Here is a 17,558-nt window from a genome sequence, read left to right on the forward strand (position 1 = left end):
GCGCCGGGCGGCGCGATCCGCTCGATCATGCCGCGCTCAATGTCGCGCTCTATGGCCCGGCGCAGCGCTGGGTGATGACCGAGCGCGGGCGCAGCGCGCTCACGCGCGAGGCGGCCTTGCTCACCCTCGGGCCGAGCCAGGTGCGCTGGGAGGATGGGGCGCTCACCATCACCATCGAGGAAGGCGACACGCGCCTGTTCATTCCGTGGCAGCGGCGGGTGGCCGGGCGGGTGCGGGTGATCCCCGAGGCGCTCAACCGCGCGGCCTTTGCGCTCGATGCGCGCGAGCAGCACATCTGGCACTGCCTCGCCCCGCGCGCGCGGATCGAGGTGGAGATGGAGGCGCCGGCGCTCAGCTGGCAGGGCAAGGCCTATCTCGATCACAACCGCGGCGCCGAGCCGCTCGAGGCCGGCTTTCGCACCTGGCACTGGTCGCGCGCGCACCTCACGCAGGGCGCGCTGGTGTGCTACGAGGGCGAGCGCGGCGATGGCTCGCTGTTCGCCAGCGCCCTGCGGTTCGATCGCCACGGCGTGCCCGAGCCGGTGGAGCTGCCGCCGATCGCGCACCTGCCGCGCAGCCGCTGGCGGATCGCACGGCGCACCCGGTCGGATATCGGAGTGGCCCGGGTCCGCCGCACCTGGGAGGACACGCCCTTCTACGCCCGCTCCGAATTGGCCTCGCGCTTTTTGGGTGAGGAAGTGGTGGCCGTGCAGGAAAGTCTTGATCTTGAGCGCTTTTCCTCAGGCCTCGTGCAATTCATGCTGCCCTATCGCATGCCCCGGCGCAGGGGTTAGGGTGCTGCGCGGCGGCTGGGCCGATCACCTTTCCGGCTCTGTTTCGGGCCGCGCTTCATCTGCGGCGCGCGCGGCCTGTTCGGCGCGGGTGCGCTTCAGCATCCGGTCCATCTTGACCCACTGCCACACCCCGATGCCGATGGCGATGCCATAGAAGGCCACCAGCTCGATCCAGCCAAGGTTCCCGGCGTGCATCTCAGCCTCCTTGCCCCTCATCGGCGAGGAAGGCGACGATCCGTGCCGCCACTTGCGCGCTCGCTTCCTCGTGGGCAAGATGCCCGAGGCCTTCGAGCACGTCCAGCCGGGCGTTGCCGAGCCAGCCTTGCGTTTCCTTCGCCCAGGCGAGCGGCACGGCGGGATCGGCGCTGCCGTGAAGCAGCAGCACCCGATTGCCCGCCGCGCCCATGCGCGCCCTCAGGCCCGGCAAGTCCCAATTGGCCATCATCGCCAGGGCGCCTGCGGCATGGCCCGGATGGGTGAGGAGGGTGCGATAGCAGGCCAGCCCCTGCGGATCGAGGCGCGAGCGGGTCGATCGCCACAGGAAGCGCTCGGCCCCGCCGCCCCAATCGACCGTGGCGGCAAAGAGCCGCGGCACCAGCGGGTTGACCAGCAGGGTCTTGGCCACCGCCGGGAACAGCTGGGCAAAGGGGCCGGGAAAGGGGCGCAGCGCGGCGTTGAGGCCGATGATCGGGCCGGCAAAGCCGTGATCGAGCGCCAGCTGCAGCGCCAGCGCCGCGCCTGCCGAATGGCCGATGATCGCCTGCGGCGCGATTCCCAGCGCGGCGTTGAGTTCGGCCACGGCGCGGGCCATTGCGGCAAGGCCCGTCGCCTGCGGGGGATGGCCGCTGGTAAAGGCATGGCGCGGCAGATCGGGCGCGATCACCCGGTAGCGCTCGGAGAGCAGCGGCATCAGCCCGCGCCAGGAATGGACCGAGGCGCCGGTGCCGTGGAGCAGCAGCAGCACCGGGCCGGCGCCCATCTCCTGCACGTGCCAGCGCGCGCCTCCTGCCATGATGAAGCGGCTGGCCTCGCGGTGCGGCCAGATCAGCCCCTCGCGCTGCCAGTCCAGCCCGCTCATGCCGCCGCGCCGATGGGCTGGGCGGCGTTGATCGCGGCCTTGAGCATCCGTGCGTCAGCCCGCGGCAGGGCGAGGAAGCGCCCGCCCAGGGCCTCGGCGAGCGCCGCGCCTTCCGGCCCGGGGCGGGCGGAAATGTCGATCACCAGCGCCTCGATAGCGCGCGCAGCGATGGCGCGGGCGGCGGCTTCGGCATCGGCCCTCGCCTGCACGCGGCCGGGCGTGCCGTCAGCGGCGATATTGGCCCTGCCATCGGTAAGGATCACCAGCGCGGCGCTGTGGCCGCGGGCGGTCACCGCCTCGGCCAGTTCGCGCGCGGCGGCAAGGCCTTGCGCGAGCGGCGTGCCGCCCCCGCCGGGCAGGGCCGCCAGCAGGCGCCGCGCCCGGGTGAGCGAGCGGGTGGGGGGCAGCAGCACCTCGGCCCCGGTGCCGCGAAAGGCGACGAGCGCCACCTGCGAACGGGTGACATAGGCCTGGGCCAGCAGCAGCTCGACCGCGCCCTTGGCATCGGCCAGCCGCGCGGCCGCGGCCGAGCCCGAGGCATCGACCACGAAGATGGTGACGCGCGCGGCGCGCTCCTCGAAGCGGCGCACCCTGAGATCGGCCTTGCGCATCAGGATCGGGCCATCGGTGGGGGCGCCGGTCTCGGCCCGCCGCAGCCGCTGCCAGGGGACAGCGGCGCGCAGGCTGTCGATCAGCGTGAGGCGCTGGCCGCCGCGCGGCAGGCCGGGGCGCACGCCGAGCGGCTTGCCGCGCAGCGCGCCCTTGCGCTTCTGCCCGGTGCCGCTGCCCGCGGCGCGGCGCGGGGCCGCCCCCGCCGCCAGCCGGGCGAGAAGATCGGCCGGGATCGCCGCCCGCGCCGCATCGATCAGCATGTCGGCAAGCTCGGGCTCGGGCGGCTGGGCGGCCTCGCTTTCGGCTTGCTCCTCGGGCGCGCCGTCGGGCGGGGGCGGTTCGGGCGGCTCGGGCGGGGCTTCGGGGGCTTCCGCGGGCGGCAGGCGGGTGGCGCGCGGGGCGAGGACGAGCCGCACCGCGGCGGCAAGATCGGCCCTGCCCGCAAGCTCCCGCCCTTCGAGCGCCGCCAGCCCCAGCGCCGCGGCCTCGGCAAAGAGCAGCGCGCGCAGGCTTTCCACCCCAAGCGCGGCCGCGGCGGCGGCGAGCGCCGCGCGATCTTCTGCGGTGAGCGGGGCCACCGCGGCAAGGCTGCCCGGCGGCGGGGGAAGAGTGAGCGCCTCCCACGCGCGCACGGCGGCAAGGTTGCAGGAGAAGGCGAGCCGCTCGGTCAGGCACGCGGGCGGGGCTTCCTCGGGATCGGCGCTGTCATCGAGCAGCACCAGCGCCGCCTTGCCGGCGTCGCGCGCCTGGGCCAGCCGCCCGGCGACGGCGCCCTCCATTCGCTCGGCCATGCCGGCGACCAGCGCCCCGCCCGCGGCCTCGGCGATGAGGCCGGCGGCCTCCACCGGGCGGCCGGCGGCAAGGCTCGCGGCAAGATCGATCCCGCCGATGAGGCGCGCATCATCGACATGGCCGGGCAGGCGGCGCAGCGGCAGCGCCGCGCCCAGCGCCGCCACCAGCGCCGCGCGCGCCGGGCTGTCGCCGCGCAGCACCAGCCCGCCAAAGCGCTGCGGCGCCAGCGCAAACAGCCGTGCCGCCAGCACCGCATCGGCCAGCGGATCGGCGGCAGGCTCCTGGCTCATCCGAACAGCTCGGCAATCGCCCGGGTGATGCGCGCGGTCGATCCGGTCTCGTCGAGCACGTCACGCCGCAGCCGGTGCCGCAAGGCCGAAGGGGCAATCGCGACCAGATGCGCACGGGTCACTTCCTTGGCCCCTTGCAGAGCGGCAAGCGCCCGGGCGGCGCGCATCAGTGTGAGTTCGCCGCGGATGCCATCGGCCCCCACGGCAAGGCACAGCTCGGCCGCATCGCGCAGCACCGCCTCGCTCGGTGCCAGCCGGGCTAGGCGCGCCTTGCCGCGGGCGATGCGCCGCAGGATCTTCGCATCCTCGCCCGCCCAGCGCGCGGCAAAGCCTTGCGGGTCATGCTCGCTCTCGGCCACCCGGCGCATGATCTCGACCCGCACGTCGATGTCGGTGGGGCTGCGCACCTCGACCGACAGGCCGAAGCGATCGAGCAATTGCGGGCGCAGCTCGCCCTCCTCGGGGTTGCCCGAGCCGATCAGCACGAAACGCGCCGGGTGCCGCACCGATAGGCCCTCGCGCTCGACCACGTTCTCGCCCGAGGCGGCGACATCGAGCAGCAGATCGACGAGGTGATCCTCGAGCAGGTTGATCTCGTCGATATAGAGGAACCCGCGATGGGCCTTGGCCAGCAGGCCCGGCTCGAAGGCCTTTTCGCCCCGCCTCAGTGCCCGTTCGAGATCGAGCGCGCCGATCACCCGGTCCTCGGTTGCGCCCAGCGGCATATCGACGAAGGGCACCGGGCGGCGCACCATCCGGCCCTTGCCACAGATATCGGGATAGCGCGCCTGATCCTCCCTGGCGCAGCCATAGGGGCAATCCTCGGGCGCGAGGATCGGCGGCAGCAGGCTTGCGAGCGCGCGCGCCGCGGTGGACTTGCCGGTGCCGCGATCGCCGAACACCATCACCCCGCCGATGCCGGGATCGACCGCGGCAATCAGCAGCGCCTGCTTCATCTCGTCCTGACCGACGATTGCGGAGAAGGGAAAGCGTGCCATCGCCTGGTCTTGTGAACCTTCCGGCGGCTTTGGACAAGCACAAGTGACAGGCTGGCTGGACACTTGCGGCCGATGCGCCCCGCGCCCGGCTGTCAGCGCTTGCCCAGCCGGTTGAGCAGCAGCACCGGCAGCAGCCCGGCGGCGAGCAGGATCAGCGCCGGGATCGCCGCCTCGATCAGGCGTTCATCGCTGGCGAGGCGATAGGTGCGGGTGGCCAGCGTTTCGAGATTGAAGGGGCGCAGGATCAGCGTTGCCGGCAGTTCGCGCAGGGTGTCGATGAACACCAGCGCGGCGGCGCCTGCGAGGCTGGGGGCAAGCAGCGGGGCATAGATGCGGGCAAGCACCCGCCCCGGCGCGGCGCCCAGGCTGCGGGCCGCGGCATCGAGACCGGGCGGGATGCGGGCCAGCCCGCCATCAAGCGTGTTGTAGGCGACCGTCAGGAACCGCACCGCAAGGGCATAGATGAGCAGGAGGCTGGTGCCGGTAAGCAGCAGCCCGCCGCTCCAGCCCAGGTGGTCACGCGCGAGGCGGGTGAGGCTCTGGTCGAGCGCGCCGAGCGGGGCGAGCAGGCCGACCGCGAGCAGCGCGCCGGGCAGGGCATAGCCAAGGCTCGCCACCCGGATCGCCGCGCCGGTGAGGCGCGAGCCGGCGCGCGCCCGGGCAAAGACAAGCAGCAGCGCGGCGACGAGGCAGGTGCCTGCCACCGCCAGCGCCAGCCACAGGCTGCTCGCCACATAGCTTGCCAGTTCGCCAGCGGCGGCGCGGGCGCGTTCGGTGAGCGCGAGGGCGGCAAGGTAGGCCGCCGGCAGCACGAAGCCGAGCCCCACCGGCACGAGGCAGGCGGCAAGCGCGAGCGCTTGGCCCAGCGGCGTCAGGTGCACCATCGGCTCGGCCTCGGCGCGGCGGGAAAGGCCATCGCGGCTGTCGCGCCGCCCGCGCCGGCTCGCCGCCTCGAGCGCCACCAGCGCGATCACGAAGGCCAGCATCACCCCCGCAAGGCGCAGGGCGCCGGCCTTGTCCCCGCTGATCAGCCAGGCGCGGAAGATGCCGGTGGAAAAGGTGGGAATGGCGAAATATTCGGCAACGCCAAAATCGGCCAGCACCTCCATCAGCACCAGTGCAAGGCCCCCGGCGATCGCCGGGCGCGCCGCGGGCAGGGCGACCTCAAAGAAGGCCCGCCACGGCCCGGCCCCGAGGCTGCGCGCCGCGGCGAACTGGGTAAGGCTTTGCGTCGCAAAGGCGGTGCGGGCAAGGAGATAGACATAAGGATAGAGCACCAGGCCAAAGACCAGCGCCCCGCCGCCGAGCGAGCGGATCGGCGGGAAGCTATAGGTGCCCGCCTGCCATCCGGTGAGCGCGCGCAGGGCGCTCTGCACCGGCCCGCCGATATCGAGCAGCGCGCCATAGACATAGGCGGCAAGATAGGCCGGCACCGCCAGCGGCAGCACCAGCGCAAAGGCGAGCAGGCGGCGGCCGGGAAAGCGCGTGGCCACCACCAGCCAGGCGCACAGGGTGCCGATCGCGACGGCGATCCCGCCCGCCAGCAGCATCAGCAGCGCGGTGTTGGAAAGATAGGATGGCAGCACCGTGCCGGAAAGCGCGCCGAGGCTCTCACCGCCGTCCGTGAGCGCCGCGGCGGCGACCGCCACCAGCGGCAGGGCGGCAAGCGCGGCGAGCACCAGCGCGGCCCCCGTCCACCCGGCCCCGCTTGCCTCGTGGCGGCGAAATTGCCTAATGCGGCTCACCGGCGCGCGCCCCCACGGCGCCAGCGCCCGAGCGGCAGGATCAGCCATTGAGCCTTGAATTTCGCCATATTGCCCATGCTTACGGTCCGGTGCGGGCGCTCGAGGACATTACCCTTGCCGCCCCGGCGGGAGAGATCACCTGCCTGCTTGGCGCTTCGGGCTGCGGCAAGTCAACGCTTTTGGGCCTCGCCGCCGGGCTGCTCAGGGTGCAGCAGGGGGAGATCTGGCTCGATGGCGCGCCCTTGGCCGATCCGCGCCGCAACCCCCCGCCCGAAGCGCGGCCCGTGGGCCTGGTGTTTCAGGATGGGGCGCTGTTTCCGCATATGAGCGTGGCGGCCAATATCGCCTTTGGCCTGCCCAAGGCGCGCCGGGGCGAGGTCGAAGGCTGGCTTGCCCAGGTGGGGCTTGCGGGGCTGGGCGATCGCTATCCCCACGAGCTTTCGGGCGGGCAGCAGCAGCGCGCCGCGCTTGCCCGGGCGATGGCACCGGGGCCGCGGGTGCTGCTGATGGACGAGCCCTTTGCCAGTGTCGATATCGTGCTGCGCCGCGCGCTGCGCCGCGAATGCCGCAGCCTGCTGCGCGCGGCGGGGGCGACGGTGGTGCTGGTGACGCATGACCCGGCCGAGGCGCTCGACATTGGTGACAGGATCGCGGTGATGGAGCGCGGGCGGATCGTCCAGTTCGGCACGCCGCAGGAGTTGCACGAGGCGCCGGCGAGCGCGGCGGTGGGGGCGATCTTCTCGGGCGCGCAGATCATCGCCGCGCGGCGGGTGGACGAGGGGCTGGAAAGCGCCTTCGGCACCTGGCCGCTGGCGAGCCTGGCTGGGCCGCTGCCCGCGGCTGAAGCGCTCGATCTGCTGGTCGAGGCCGAGCGCATCGCGCTCGCCCCGGCCCAGGGCGATGCCGGCTGCCGGGTGCGCGACCTGCACCCGCTCGGCCGGCGCACCCGGGTGGTGCTCGAAGGCGCGGGCGGGGCAATGATCACGGTTGAAACCGCAGGGCAGATCGATCCGGCGGCGCGCTACCAGCCGCTGCCCGAGGCGGCGAGCCTGCGCGCCTTTGCCCGCGATTAGGGCTTGCGCGGCTTGCGTTAATATTGCAAGTCATTCGCAAATCTGTGCAGGAATCCTCCCGATGAAGCAGCTTCTGTTTGCCATCCTGGCCGTGCTTGGCCTTGCCGCCTGTTCGCCAAGCGAAACCGGTGAGCCGCAAGGCAAGGGCGCGGCGGCCCCGATCACGGGCGAGGTCAATATCTACTCCTCGCGCCACTATGACACCGACCTTGCCCTCTATGAGGACTTCACCCGCGAAACCGGGATCAAGGTCAACCGCATCGAGGCCGAGGCTGATGCCCTGATCGAGCGGATCAAGGCCGAGGGCGAGTTCAGCCCGGCTGACCTGCTCATCACCGTCGATGCCGGACGGCTGTGGCGCGCCGAACAGGCGGGGATCCTCGCGCCCGTCGATTCGGCGGTGCTGAAAGAGCGCCTGCCTGCCCATCTGCGCCACCCTGAAGGCAAGTGGTTTGGCCTTTCCACCCGCGCCCGGATCATCATCTACAACAAGGCCGCCGGCGTGCCCGAGGGGCTGAAGACCTATGCCGATCTGGCCGATCCCAGGTGGAAGGGGCAGATCTGCATGCGCTCCTCCTCCAACATCTACAACATCTCGCTGCTCTCGAGCATCATCGCCCACAAGGGCCCGGCAGCGGCGGAGCAATGGGCAAAGGGCGTGGTCGCCAATTTCCGCCAGCCGCCTCAGGGCAATGACACGGCGATGATCGAGGCCGTGGCCGCCGGCCAGTGCCGCCTCTCGCTCGTCAACACCTATTACCTCGCGCGCTATGCCGGGGGCGATGCCAAGGCGAAGGCGATCTATGACAAGGTCGGCGTGATCTTCCCCGATCAGGACGGGACGGGCACCCATGTCAATGTCAGCGGGGCGGGGCTGGTCAAGACCGCGCCCAACCGCGCCAATGCAATCCGCTTTCTCGAATATCTCACCTCTGAAAGCGCCCAGCGCTATTTTGCCGATGGCAACAACGAATATCCGGCGGTGATCGGGTTGAAGCCCAATGCGGCGGTGGCGGGGCTGGGCGCGTTCAAGCCCGATCCGCTCAATCTTGCCGAAATCGGCCGGCACCAGGCCGAAGCGGTGAAGATCTTCGACAAGGCGGGGTGGAATTGACCGCGCGCCAACCAAGCGCGGCTTTCAGCCCCTATCAAGAAACTGTCTTGAAGGGGGCGCGGCTCTCGGGCAAGGGCGCCCCCGATCCTGCCGCGCCTGCGCGCGCGGCGCAGCGCATCTGGCGAGGCCCGTCTTGACCCAGCTTACCCTGACCCGCGACCAGTTCACCGAAAGCGCGGCGCTGACCGTGGAAACCGTCACCCACGTCCACCACTGGTGCGAGGGGCTGTTCAGCCTCAAGATGACGCGCCCGGCCTCGTTCCGCTTCCGTTCGGGCGAATTCGTGATGATCGGCCTGCCGGGTGACAACGGCAAGCCGCTGCTGCGGGCCTATTCGGTCGCCTCGCCTTCTTACGCCGAGGAACTCGAGTTTCTCTCGATCAAGGTGCCCGATGGCCCCTTGACCTCGCGCCTGCAATATATCCAGCCGGGCGATCCGATCTATCTCGGCAAGAAGCCCACCGGCACGCTCGTCACCGATGCGCTGCTGCCGGGCAAGCGCCTGTTCATGCTGGCGACCGGCACGGGCCTTGCGCCCTTCATGAGCCTGGTGCGCGATCCTGAAGTCTATCAGATGTTCGAGGAAGTGATCGTGGTGCACTCGGTGCGCCATGTCGCCGAACTCGCTTATCGCGAGCTGCTCGAAAGCAAGCTCGAGGGCGATCCGCTGCTCGAGGATGAGGATCGGGCGCGGATGATCTATATTCCCACCGTCACGCGCGAACCTTTCCACACCACCGGGCGCATCCAGACGCTGATCGACGATGGGCGCCTGTTCGCGCAGTCGAAGGGCCCCAAGCACTTCGTGCCCGACGAGGACCGCGTGATGCTGTGCGGGAGCATGGCGATGATCAAGGACCACGCCGCCGATCTGGAAGCCCGCGGCTTCGAGGAAGGGGCGAACAACAAGCCGGGGCAGTTCGTGATCGAGCGGGCCTTCGTCGGCTAGGACATGGTTGGGGGCCTTAAACCCCCACTTTCGCGCTTGACCCTCGCCCGGTGGCGGGCTTTGATCGTGGCAAATCGAAACCCATTTGCCGAAAGAGAACCCCCATGCTCGCCACTGCCAACCGCACCGCCTATAACGAAGACCACGAGGCCTTCCGCGACACCGTGCGCAAGGTCTTTGCCGAACATCTCGTGCCCTACATGGACGAGCACGAGAAGAACGGCATTGTCCCGCGCGACGTGTGGAAGAAGATGGGCGATGCGGGCATGCTGTGCATGACGGTGAAGCCCGAAAACGGCGGGCTTGGCCTTGATTTCGGCTTCAACTGCGTGCTCACCGAGGAGCTTTCCTATCTCGGCTCCTCGGCCGGCTTCACGCTGCAGAACGACATCACCGCCAATTATTTCGAGCGGCTTGGCACCCCCGAGCAGCGCGCCAAATATCTGCCCGGCATGGTTTCGGGCGATATCATCACCGCGATCGCCATGACCGAGCCGGGCGCCGGCAGCGACCTTCAGGGCATCCGCACCACCGCCAGGAAGGACGGCAATCACCTCGTCATCAATGGCTCGAAGACCTATATCACCAATGGCCAGAACGCCGATGTGGTGATCGTGGTGGCCAAGACCGATCCCGACAAGGGCGCCAAGGGGATCAGCCTGGTGCTGGTGGATGCCGACACCCCGGGTTTCGAGCGCGGGCGCAATCTCGACAAGATCGGCCAGCACGCCGCCGACACGTCCGAGCTGTTCTTCAACGATTGCCGCGTGCCGATGACCAATATCCTCGGCGCCGAGGGCATGGGCTTTGTCCACCTGATGGAGGAATTGCCGCAGGAGCGCCTCGGCATCGCCGTGGGCGCGCAGGCCGCAGCCCAGCGGGCGTTCGACGAGGCGGTGAAGTTCACCAAGGAGCGCAAGGCCTTTGGCAGATCCGTGTTCGAGTTCCAGAACACCAAGTTCACCCTCGCTGACCTCAAGGCCAAGATCCAGGTCGGCTGGGCGCATCTCGACTGGGCGATCAAGCGCCATCTCGAAGGCAAGCTCACCACCGATGAGGCGAGCGCGGCCAAGCTGTGGCACACCGAACTGCAATGGGAAGCCTGCGATGCGGCGCTGCAACTCCACGGCGGGGCGGGCTACATGAACGAATATGCCATTGCGCGGCTGTGGCGCGACGCGCGCGTCACCCGCATCTTCGGCGGGACGAACGAGATCATGAAGGAAGTGATCTCGCGGAGCATCTGAGGGGCATGTGACATGACCGATCCGCTCGACTTCACCGGCCAACGCGTTCTCGTGATCGGCGGGTCGAGCGGGATCGGCAATGGCATTGCCCACGGCTTCCGCCAGCGCGGGGCGCGGGTGACCGTCACCGGGACGCGGCCCGATTGCGGCGACTATCTCGAGGCCGAGGATTCCGACTTCACCGGCCTCGATTACCGCCAGCTTGATCTTACCGATCGCGACGCGGCTGACCGGCTGGCGGCAGATTTCGGCCCGCTCGATGTGCTGGTGCTGTGCCAGGGCACGGTGCGCTATGGCCGGCAGGAATTTACCCGCGAGGGCTGGGATCAGGTGATCGACATCAACCTCAATTCGGTGATGGATGCCGCCCGCGCCTTCCACCCGGCGCTGGCTGCGGCCAAGGGCGCGCTCATCATCGTCTCTTCCGTCGCGGCGTTCAAATCGACCATCGGCACGCCCGCCTATGCCGCCTCCAAGGCCGGGGCGGCGAGCCTCACCAAGACGCTGGGCGAGGCCTGGGCGCGCGATGGCATCCGCGTCAACGGCATTGCCCCCGGTCTCGTGCCGACCAAGCTGACCGCAGTGACCACCGAGCACCCCGATCGCCTCGCTGCGAGTCTCAGGAAAATCCCGCTTGGCCGCATGGGCACGCCAGAGGACATGGCCGGAGCCGCGCTGTTCCTCGCCTCGCCATTGAGCGCCTACATCACCGGCCAGACGCTGGTGGTCGACGGGGGGCTGACCCTGTCCTGACACCCGCGGCGACGGGTCATTCCCCCCGCGCTTCGCATTGCTGTAATCCCGTCACAAACGCGTCACACCCTTGCGTCACTCCCGCCCCAAACGGGGCCGGCTGAACATGGATGTCGTCAACATCTTCCTGACGAGCGAACTGGGCGAGAGCCTTGAGGATTTCGTCCATGACCAGCGCCGCTTCACCTTCGATCGGCTCGGGCCGGATGGCCCGCGGCGGCTGGTCGAGGGGCCGATGTGGGCCTTTGTTGATTGGGTGATGGACGATCTGGCCGGGCTTGAAATGTGCCGCCGCCTGCGCGCCGATCCGCGCACCATGGATGCCCATGTCACCATGGTGCTCGAGGAGGACGATCCCGAAGATCGCCGCCGGGCGCTGCGCGCCGGGGCGGATGACTATGTGATCGGCCCGCTCACCCGCACCGCGGTGCTCGATCGGGTGCTGGCGCTGCAATCGCGCCAGGCCGAACGCCACGCCACCCGCCGCTTCGAGGTCGGCGCGCTCTCGATCGACATGGCCGCGCTCCAGGCGCGCTGGGCGGGCGAGCCGATTGTGCTGAGGCCCAACGAGTTCCGGCTGCTGCGCTTTTTTGCCGAAAATCCCAACCGGGTGCTCACTCGCGCGGAGCTGATCAACGGCCTTGGCAAGCGCGAGCCGCCGATCGACGAGCGCACCGTTGATGTCTGGATCGGACGGTTGCGCCGGGCGATCAAGGCCGCGGGCGGGGGCAATCCTTTGCGCACCGTGCGCTCGATGGGCTACGTCTTCGATCTCAATTGAAGTCTGCCGTGCGCGGGGTGGGCCCGCCGCTGCGCGCCCGGAAACAGAAAGGGCCGCCCGCTGTGGGGTGGCCCTCGCTGCGGCTGGCTTCAAGCGCGCCTTTCGGCGCGCTCAGAAGCTCGCCTTGAGTCCGACCGAGAAGCTGGTGCCGACCTGGTAGGTGTTGATCTCGGCGCGGTTGCCGTTGATCGCCTGGAACTCGAAATTGTCGCGCCCGAAGATGTTGCGCGCCTCGAGCGAAAGCTCGAGCGGCACCCCGCCGAGCTTGAACTCGGTGCGGCCCACCACGTCCACCGTCAGCCCCGGGTCCTCGACCACGTCGGGCAGCGCCCCGCCGCGCAGGGTGACGCGCTCGCTCGCATAGTTGAGCAGCACGGTGAGCTGCTGCACCTTCTCGGTATCCTCGATCCCGATCGAGAGATTGGCGACGTGGTCGGACTGGCCCACCAGCGGCGCCCCGTCATCAAACAGGTTGGTGGCACGCTGTTCGGGCGCGCCGGGGATCGGGGCGAGGTCGTCCGGCCCGACCGCAAGGCGCGACTGGGTGTAGGTGTAGTTGGCGAGGATCAGCAGCTGCTTGGTCTCGAACAACCCGCCCCAATTGGCAAGGTCGATGGCATAGGACAGATCGATCTCGCCGCCATACAGCTCGGCCGAAGGCGCGTTGGCATAGCTGGTCTCGATCACCCCCGGGGCGGTGATGAGGAAGTTTTCGATCGGATTGTCGATCTTCTTGTAGAAGCCGGCAAGGCTGATCTTGTTGCGGCGGCTGAGATAATATTCGGCGCGCGCCTCGGCATTGGTCAGCTCGCTGTCCTGCAGGAAGGGGTTGCCGCGGAAGCGCCGGTTCGATTCGGGATCGAAATAGGTCTGTTCCACCAGCTCGCGGAACTGCGGGCGGGCGATGGTCTTGGACGCGGCAAGGCGCAGCTGCAAATCGTCGGTCACCTCCCAAGTGATCGTGCCTGAAGGCAGGAAATACTGCTCGGCGATCCGCGTCGGCGTCGGCTGGAAGGCGCTGCCGAAGGCGGGATCGGGCGCGGCCACCTGCAGCCCGTCCTCGAAGCGCACCCCGGCCTCGATGCTCAGCCGGTCGGTCGGGCGATAGCGCGCAAGGCCATAGCCGGCGTGGATCTTCAACCCGGCATCGAAGGCCGGGAAGGGCGTCGGGTCGGAGACGGTGATGTTGAAGATCGGCACGCCATCCGGGCCGACTGCAAGCGTTGCCCCATTGATGATCTCGCCCGGCTGGCGCAGCCCGAGCGCGCGCAGCACCGTGGTGAACTGTTCGGACGAGCTGATCAGCGGACGCACGATAAAGGAGAGCGAGCGGCGCGAGGTATCCGAATAGGAATAGCCCGCGGTGAGCGAGAGATTGTCGGTAAGCTCGTAGGTCACGTCCGCCCCGCCGAACCACAGCTTTTCGCGCAGGTCCTCAAAGCCGACCTGGATGCGCTCGGTGCCGCCGATCAGCGCGCCGACATCGACCACGAACTTGTCGCCGAAGGGATCGCCAGCGATGTTGGTGCGGAAATAGGGCACGATCGCATTGTAGGGCGCTTCGCGATCGGTTTGGGCGTAGCCGCCGCGCAGATCGATCTCGAGCTTGTCGAAATTGAACTCGGCCACCAGCTGCGAATCCATCAGCTGGCGCTCGAACCAGCCGGTCTGCTGGGTCTGGAAATCGAACCCGGTGACACGGTCGGTAAAGAAATCGGTTCCGCGCGAGAGCCGCGCGGTCTTGAGCGTGTCGCGGATATAGAGGTTGGTCCAGCGGATCGTGTGCTCGCCGACATCGAGGCCAAGGCCGAGAAGGCCATTCACCAGCACCTTGTTGTCGGTGATGAAGGTGTTGGAATCGAAGATGATGTCGCCCGCCTCGGCATTGCCGAACTGCTGGCTGATGACCGACCGGTTGCGCCAGGAATTGCTGATCCCGGCGGTGGCGATGATGCCGAGATAATTGCCATCCCCGATCTCGAACGAGGTGCCCCCGGTGATGTTGGCGGAGAAATTGACCGGCAGCGCGTTGTTCTTCTGCAGGGTAACAAGGTTGAGCGGCATGATCTGCCCGGCAAGCTGGCGCTGGAGATCGGCCGAGGCCTCGTTGACGCGGGTGCCGGTGGCGATCAACTGCTGGAGCGCGGAGGGAAAATCGCGGTTGCCATTGTCGAAGCCGAAGGTGTCCCAGCGGCTGCCGAAATAGGTGAGGCCGTTTTCAAAGGTGGTCTCGCTGTCGCCGCTGATGGAGCCGCCGATGGTAAGGAAGCTCTCGGTCGGGATCGCCTTGGTGGTGAGGTTGATCACCCCGCCGCCGAACTCGCCGGGGAAGTTCGCAGAATAGGTCTTCTGCACAAGGCTCGAGGAGATCACGCTGGTGGGGAAGATGTCGAGCGGCACCACGCGGCTCAGCGGCTCGGGGCTGGGCAGCGGCAGGCCGTTGAGCAGCGCCAGCGAATAGCGCTCGCCAAGGCCGCGCACGAACACGCGCCCGGCGCCAACGAGGGTCAGACCGCTCACGCGGGTCAGCGCCCCGGCAATATCGCCTTCGCCCGAACGGGCGATGTCGGCCTCTGACAGCACGCTCAGCACCTGCGAGGAGGCGCGCACCGGATCGCGGTTGCGCGTACCGGTGACGATGATGCCGCCGCCGGGCAGCGAGATGTCGGTATTGCTGAGGTCCTCCTGCGGCTCCGGCTCCTCGACTTCCTGGGTCAGCGGATCGCTCGCCTGCTCATCCTGGGCGTGGAGCACCGAAGGCAAGGTCAGCGAAGTGGTGAGAAGCAGCAGCCCTGCCAGGCGCGTGCCGGTCAACATAGGTGAGGATCCCCTCATGAATAGGCCTGTGTCATGGTCGCAGGCTGCTTGGCAGCCGCGCGAGGAAAGCGGCGAAGGGGGGCAAGGCGCTGCACCGTGATGCGGCCTCGCCCCCCGTGCATGTCGAGCCTGCGGCTCAGGCCGGATAGACCGGCAGCGAGGTGCAGGCTCCCGTGGCGCTGTCGAAGTTCTGGATCGACGAGTTGCAGGTCCAGTTGCCGAAGGTGGTGGTCAGCGCCGCGGCATTCTGGATCGCGCCGATGAAGGCGCGGTTGGGGAAGAAGGTCGAGCGCGAATTGGCCGCGAACGGGGTGCGCCCGTTCTCGCCATCGCCGTTCACCACATTGTTGGTAAGGGTGATGGTGAAGGCGAAATTGTTGTTGGTCCCGCCATTGACCGCAGCGGCCGCCTGGGCGTTGGTCACGCCCGCGCCGCCGCGGATCGGATCGGTCGCCGGGCAGTTGCCGACCACTGAATCTACCCCGATCAGCGCGGCCAGGGTTTCCGGCTCGTCGATCTGGAAGCACTGGTTGGTGCCTGCGCGGATCACCCCGTTGGTGAGGCTGAGCGCTGCCCCGCCGCGGGCCTGCACCACCATCGGCGCACCCGAACGGGCCACGAAGGTGAAGTTGTTGAGCTGGAAACGGGTCTGCGGGATCGCGTTCGAGGGAGTGCGGTCCGAGACATTGGGCGAATCAAGCTCGATCAGGCGGTCGCCAGTGCCCGAGCGCTGCACTGCGATCACGGTGTCGAGGTTGACGAGCGCGCCGGTATCAACGTCAAGCGAATCGTCCGAAGCGCCGATGATCGCGAAGTTGCGCGCGTTGAACCCGCCGCCGAAGAACTCGAGCCCGTCATCCGAGCTGTTGAACGAGAGGAAGTTCTCGATCACCGTGCCCGAACCCGCACCGCCCGTGGTGAGCGATTGGAGCTCGTTGTTGGGAGCAAGTTCAAACCCGGAGAAGCGGATCTGATTGAAGCGGAACGAACCGGCGTTGTTGGTCGGCGTATTGCCGCCGAAGGGGGTGAGCGTCGCCGCGCCCTCGAGCCGGCCTTCGCAGGTCGGGTTGTTGTTGGGGTTGCCCGCAGTGTTGAACACCCCGTCGCGGCAGTCGGACACCGGCGCGGTGCCGAGCAGCACCACGCCGCCCCACTGCTGCTGGCTGTTGTCGTTGGCAAGGCCGATGATGTTGTCGCGGCTGGTCCAGATGATCGGGCGATCGGCGGTGCCGTTCGACTGGATCTGGTTGCCGCGGTTGACCACCAGGAAGGAATCCTGCTGCGCGAAGAAGATCACACCCGGCTCGACGGTGAGCGTGACCGCGGTGCCGGTGGTGCCGGCAAAGCCGCGGTCATTGCCGACATCGACACGGCCCTCGATCTGGTAGAGCAGCCCGCGGATATAGGGCAGCAGGTCATTGGTGGTGAAGCGCGCGGGCAGCTTGCACACGCGATAGGTGCCGGTCGGGCCGCTGATGGTGCCCGCATCGGTGAGGCCGCCGGGGGTGGCGATGGTCGGGCAGCCGGCCGCGGGCGTGACCAGCGACTGGGTCGGCGTCGGCGTCGGGGTCGGCGTCGGGGTCGGCGCGGGCGGGTTGTTGATGATGATGTTGCCGCCGGTGCCCGGCGAGACGATCTCGTCCGCGCCGCAGCCAGCCAGAGCGACCAAGCTGCAACCCAGGATCAAAGTGCGTTGAATGTTTTTCACAGCGAGCGGTCCCCTCAAAAGCCGAGAATCGAGTTAGGCGCGGTCAGGATGGTGCGCAGCGACGCTCGCTAGGGGGCTCGCGTGACAGAATTCTTGCAGCATGACAGGCGTGTTGCAAACCGGTCAATATGACCGAAGAAAGACAAATATGACCATTTTCGCCCACCGCCCGGCGCGCCCGCAGTCCGGCGGTGTCACGAAAGATATAAGCAAATACAATGAGATGATATTGTAGATTACAGAAAAAAGACATTGTTACGGTTTTGTTGCATCGACAACCTGACTGAGGCATGATGCTCCGCACAGATGGAGGAGCCTTGCCGATGATCGTGACTGCCCTTGCCCTGGCGCTTGTCGCCGTCGCCCCTTCGCCCGTGGCTGCGAGCGCGCAGCTGCAGAGCCCTGATGGCGCGGGCGCGCTTGCCACGAGGCCGCTGGCCGCCGGCCGGACGCGCGAGGCGATCGCGGTGCTCGAGCGGGCCAGCGCCGCCGATCCCGGCGATGCCGCGGTGCTGATCAATCTCGGTATCGCCTATGCCCATGCAGGCGATGAGGAAAAGGCGCGCGCCGCCTTTGCCCAGGCGCTCGCCTGCCCCGAGGTGGTCGAGCTTCAGACCGCCGATGGCACCACCACCGATTCGCGCCGGCTCGCGCGCCGCGCGCTCAAGATGCTCGAACGCGGCGAATTGCGCCCGGCAGCCGCTCCCGCGGGCCAGCTCACCTACCGCGACCAGTAAGCCGCACCGGGCCGCACCGGGCCCGCCCAAGGCGCAAGTTTTCGCGGTCTTGCGCGAAATGCGAGGCGGT

Annotated in this window: 15 protein-coding genes; 8 read left to right on the plus strand and 7 right to left on the minus strand. The window is 68.5% G+C overall.

The window, feature by feature from the left end:
• Positions 1 to 74: 74 nt before the first annotated feature.
• On the plus strand, positions 75 to 794 hold the full coding sequence (locus tag G524_RS0113205; protein WP_027444112.1) for a hydroxyneurosporene dehydrogenase: 720 nt from the start codon (positions 75 to 77) through the stop codon (positions 792 to 794).
• 24 nt (positions 795 to 818) lie between these two features.
• On the opposite strand, the gene G524_RS16935 is transcribed toward G524_RS0113205, so the two are convergent.
• From G524_RS16935 to G524_RS0113230, 5 genes are all read right to left on the minus strand, one after another.
• On the minus strand, positions 819 to 989 hold the full coding sequence (locus G524_RS16935; protein WP_156894097.1) for a hypothetical protein: 171 nt from the start codon (positions 987 to 989) through the stop codon (positions 819 to 821).
• A gap of 1 nt (position 990) precedes the next feature.
• Positions 991 to 1,872, minus strand: coding sequence for an alpha/beta fold hydrolase BchO (bchO, locus tag G524_RS0113215; protein WP_027444114.1), 882 nt, complete (start codon positions 1,870 to 1,872; stop codon positions 991 to 993).
• Positions 1,869 to 3,566: a magnesium chelatase subunit D gene (locus G524_RS0113220; RefSeq protein ID WP_027444115.1), complete on the minus strand. Its 1,698-nt coding sequence runs from the start codon at positions 3,564 to 3,566 to the stop codon at positions 1,869 to 1,871. The genes bchO and G524_RS0113220 overlap by 4 nt, the downstream gene beginning before the upstream one ends.
• Positions 3,563 to 4,564, minus strand: coding sequence for a magnesium chelatase ATPase subunit I (gene bchI, locus G524_RS0113225; protein ID WP_027444116.1), 1,002 nt, complete (start codon positions 4,562 to 4,564; stop codon positions 3,563 to 3,565). Before bchI ends, G524_RS0113220 begins: the two co-directional genes overlap by 4 nt.
• 92 nt (positions 4,565 to 4,656) lie before the next feature.
• Positions 4,657 to 6,357 carry an ABC transporter permease gene (locus G524_RS0113230; RefSeq protein ID WP_169447853.1) on the minus strand — a complete coding sequence of 567 codons (1,701 nt, stop codon included), beginning with the start codon at positions 6,355 to 6,357 and terminating at the stop codon, positions 4,657 to 4,659.
• On the opposite strand from G524_RS0113230, the gene G524_RS0113235 reads away from it, so the two are divergent.
• The 6 genes from G524_RS0113235 (at position 6,357) to G524_RS0113260 (ending at position 12,226) form a co-directional block, all read left to right on the plus strand.
• Entirely contained in the window at positions 6,357 to 7,382 is a 1,026-nt protein-coding gene (locus tag G524_RS0113235) for an ABC transporter ATP-binding protein (RefSeq protein ID WP_027444118.1), read from the plus strand. The genes G524_RS0113230 and G524_RS0113235 overlap by 1 nt on opposite strands.
• A gap of 61 nt (positions 7,383 to 7,443) precedes the next feature.
• Positions 7,444 to 8,496 (plus strand): Fe(3+) ABC transporter substrate-binding protein, encoded by a 1,053-nt coding sequence (locus tag G524_RS0113240; protein WP_036857986.1) that lies wholly within the window; start codon positions 7,444 to 7,446, stop codon positions 8,494 to 8,496.
• A 133-nt stretch (positions 8,497 to 8,629) separates the two neighbouring features.
• Complete coding sequence (locus G524_RS0113245; protein ID WP_051221254.1) at positions 8,630 to 9,445, plus strand: ferredoxin--NADP reductase; 816 nt, start codon at positions 8,630 to 8,632, stop codon at positions 9,443 to 9,445.
• Positions 9,446 to 9,549: 104 nt separating this feature from the next.
• The gene (locus tag G524_RS0113250) at positions 9,550 to 10,692 is read left to right on the plus strand and encodes an acyl-CoA dehydrogenase family protein (protein ID WP_027444121.1); all 1,143 of its coding nucleotides are present in this window, start codon (positions 9,550 to 9,552) and stop codon (positions 10,690 to 10,692) included.
• Positions 10,693 to 10,704: 12 nt separating this feature from the next.
• Positions 10,705 to 11,445, plus strand: a complete 741-nt coding sequence (locus G524_RS0113255; RefSeq protein ID WP_027444122.1) for an SDR family NAD(P)-dependent oxidoreductase — start codon at positions 10,705 to 10,707, stop codon at positions 11,443 to 11,445.
• 106 nt (positions 11,446 to 11,551) lie between these two features.
• Positions 11,552 to 12,226 carry a response regulator transcription factor gene (locus G524_RS0113260; protein WP_027444123.1) on the plus strand — a complete coding sequence of 225 codons (675 nt, stop codon included), beginning with the start codon at positions 11,552 to 11,554 and terminating at the stop codon, positions 12,224 to 12,226.
• A gap of 111 nt (positions 12,227 to 12,337) precedes the next feature.
• Here G524_RS0113260 and G524_RS0113265 read toward each other — a convergent pair whose 3' ends face one another.
• Together G524_RS0113265 and G524_RS0113270 are read right to left on the minus strand one after the other, a co-directional pair.
• The gene (locus tag G524_RS0113265; RefSeq protein ID WP_027444124.1) at positions 12,338 to 15,043 is read right to left on the minus strand and encodes a TonB-dependent receptor domain-containing protein; all 2,706 of its coding nucleotides are present in this window, start codon (positions 15,041 to 15,043) and stop codon (positions 12,338 to 12,340) included.
• Between the two features lie 136 nt (positions 15,044 to 15,179).
• Positions 15,180 to 16,712, minus strand: a complete 1,533-nt coding sequence (locus tag G524_RS0113270) for a hypothetical protein (protein WP_156894098.1) — start codon at positions 16,710 to 16,712, stop codon at positions 15,180 to 15,182.
• A gap of 362 nt (positions 16,713 to 17,074) precedes the next feature.
• Between G524_RS0113270 and G524_RS16420 the strand changes: the two genes are divergently transcribed.
• On the plus strand, positions 17,075 to 17,488 hold the full coding sequence (locus tag G524_RS16420) for a tetratricopeptide repeat protein (RefSeq protein ID WP_051221256.1): 414 nt from the start codon (positions 17,075 to 17,077) through the stop codon (positions 17,486 to 17,488).
• Positions 17,489 to 17,558 lie beyond the last annotated feature (70 nt).

Source organism: Erythrobacter cryptus DSM 12079 (assembly GCF_000422985.1).
GTDB classification, from domain to species: domain Bacteria; phylum Pseudomonadota; class Alphaproteobacteria; order Sphingomonadales; family Sphingomonadaceae; genus Erythrobacter; species Erythrobacter cryptus.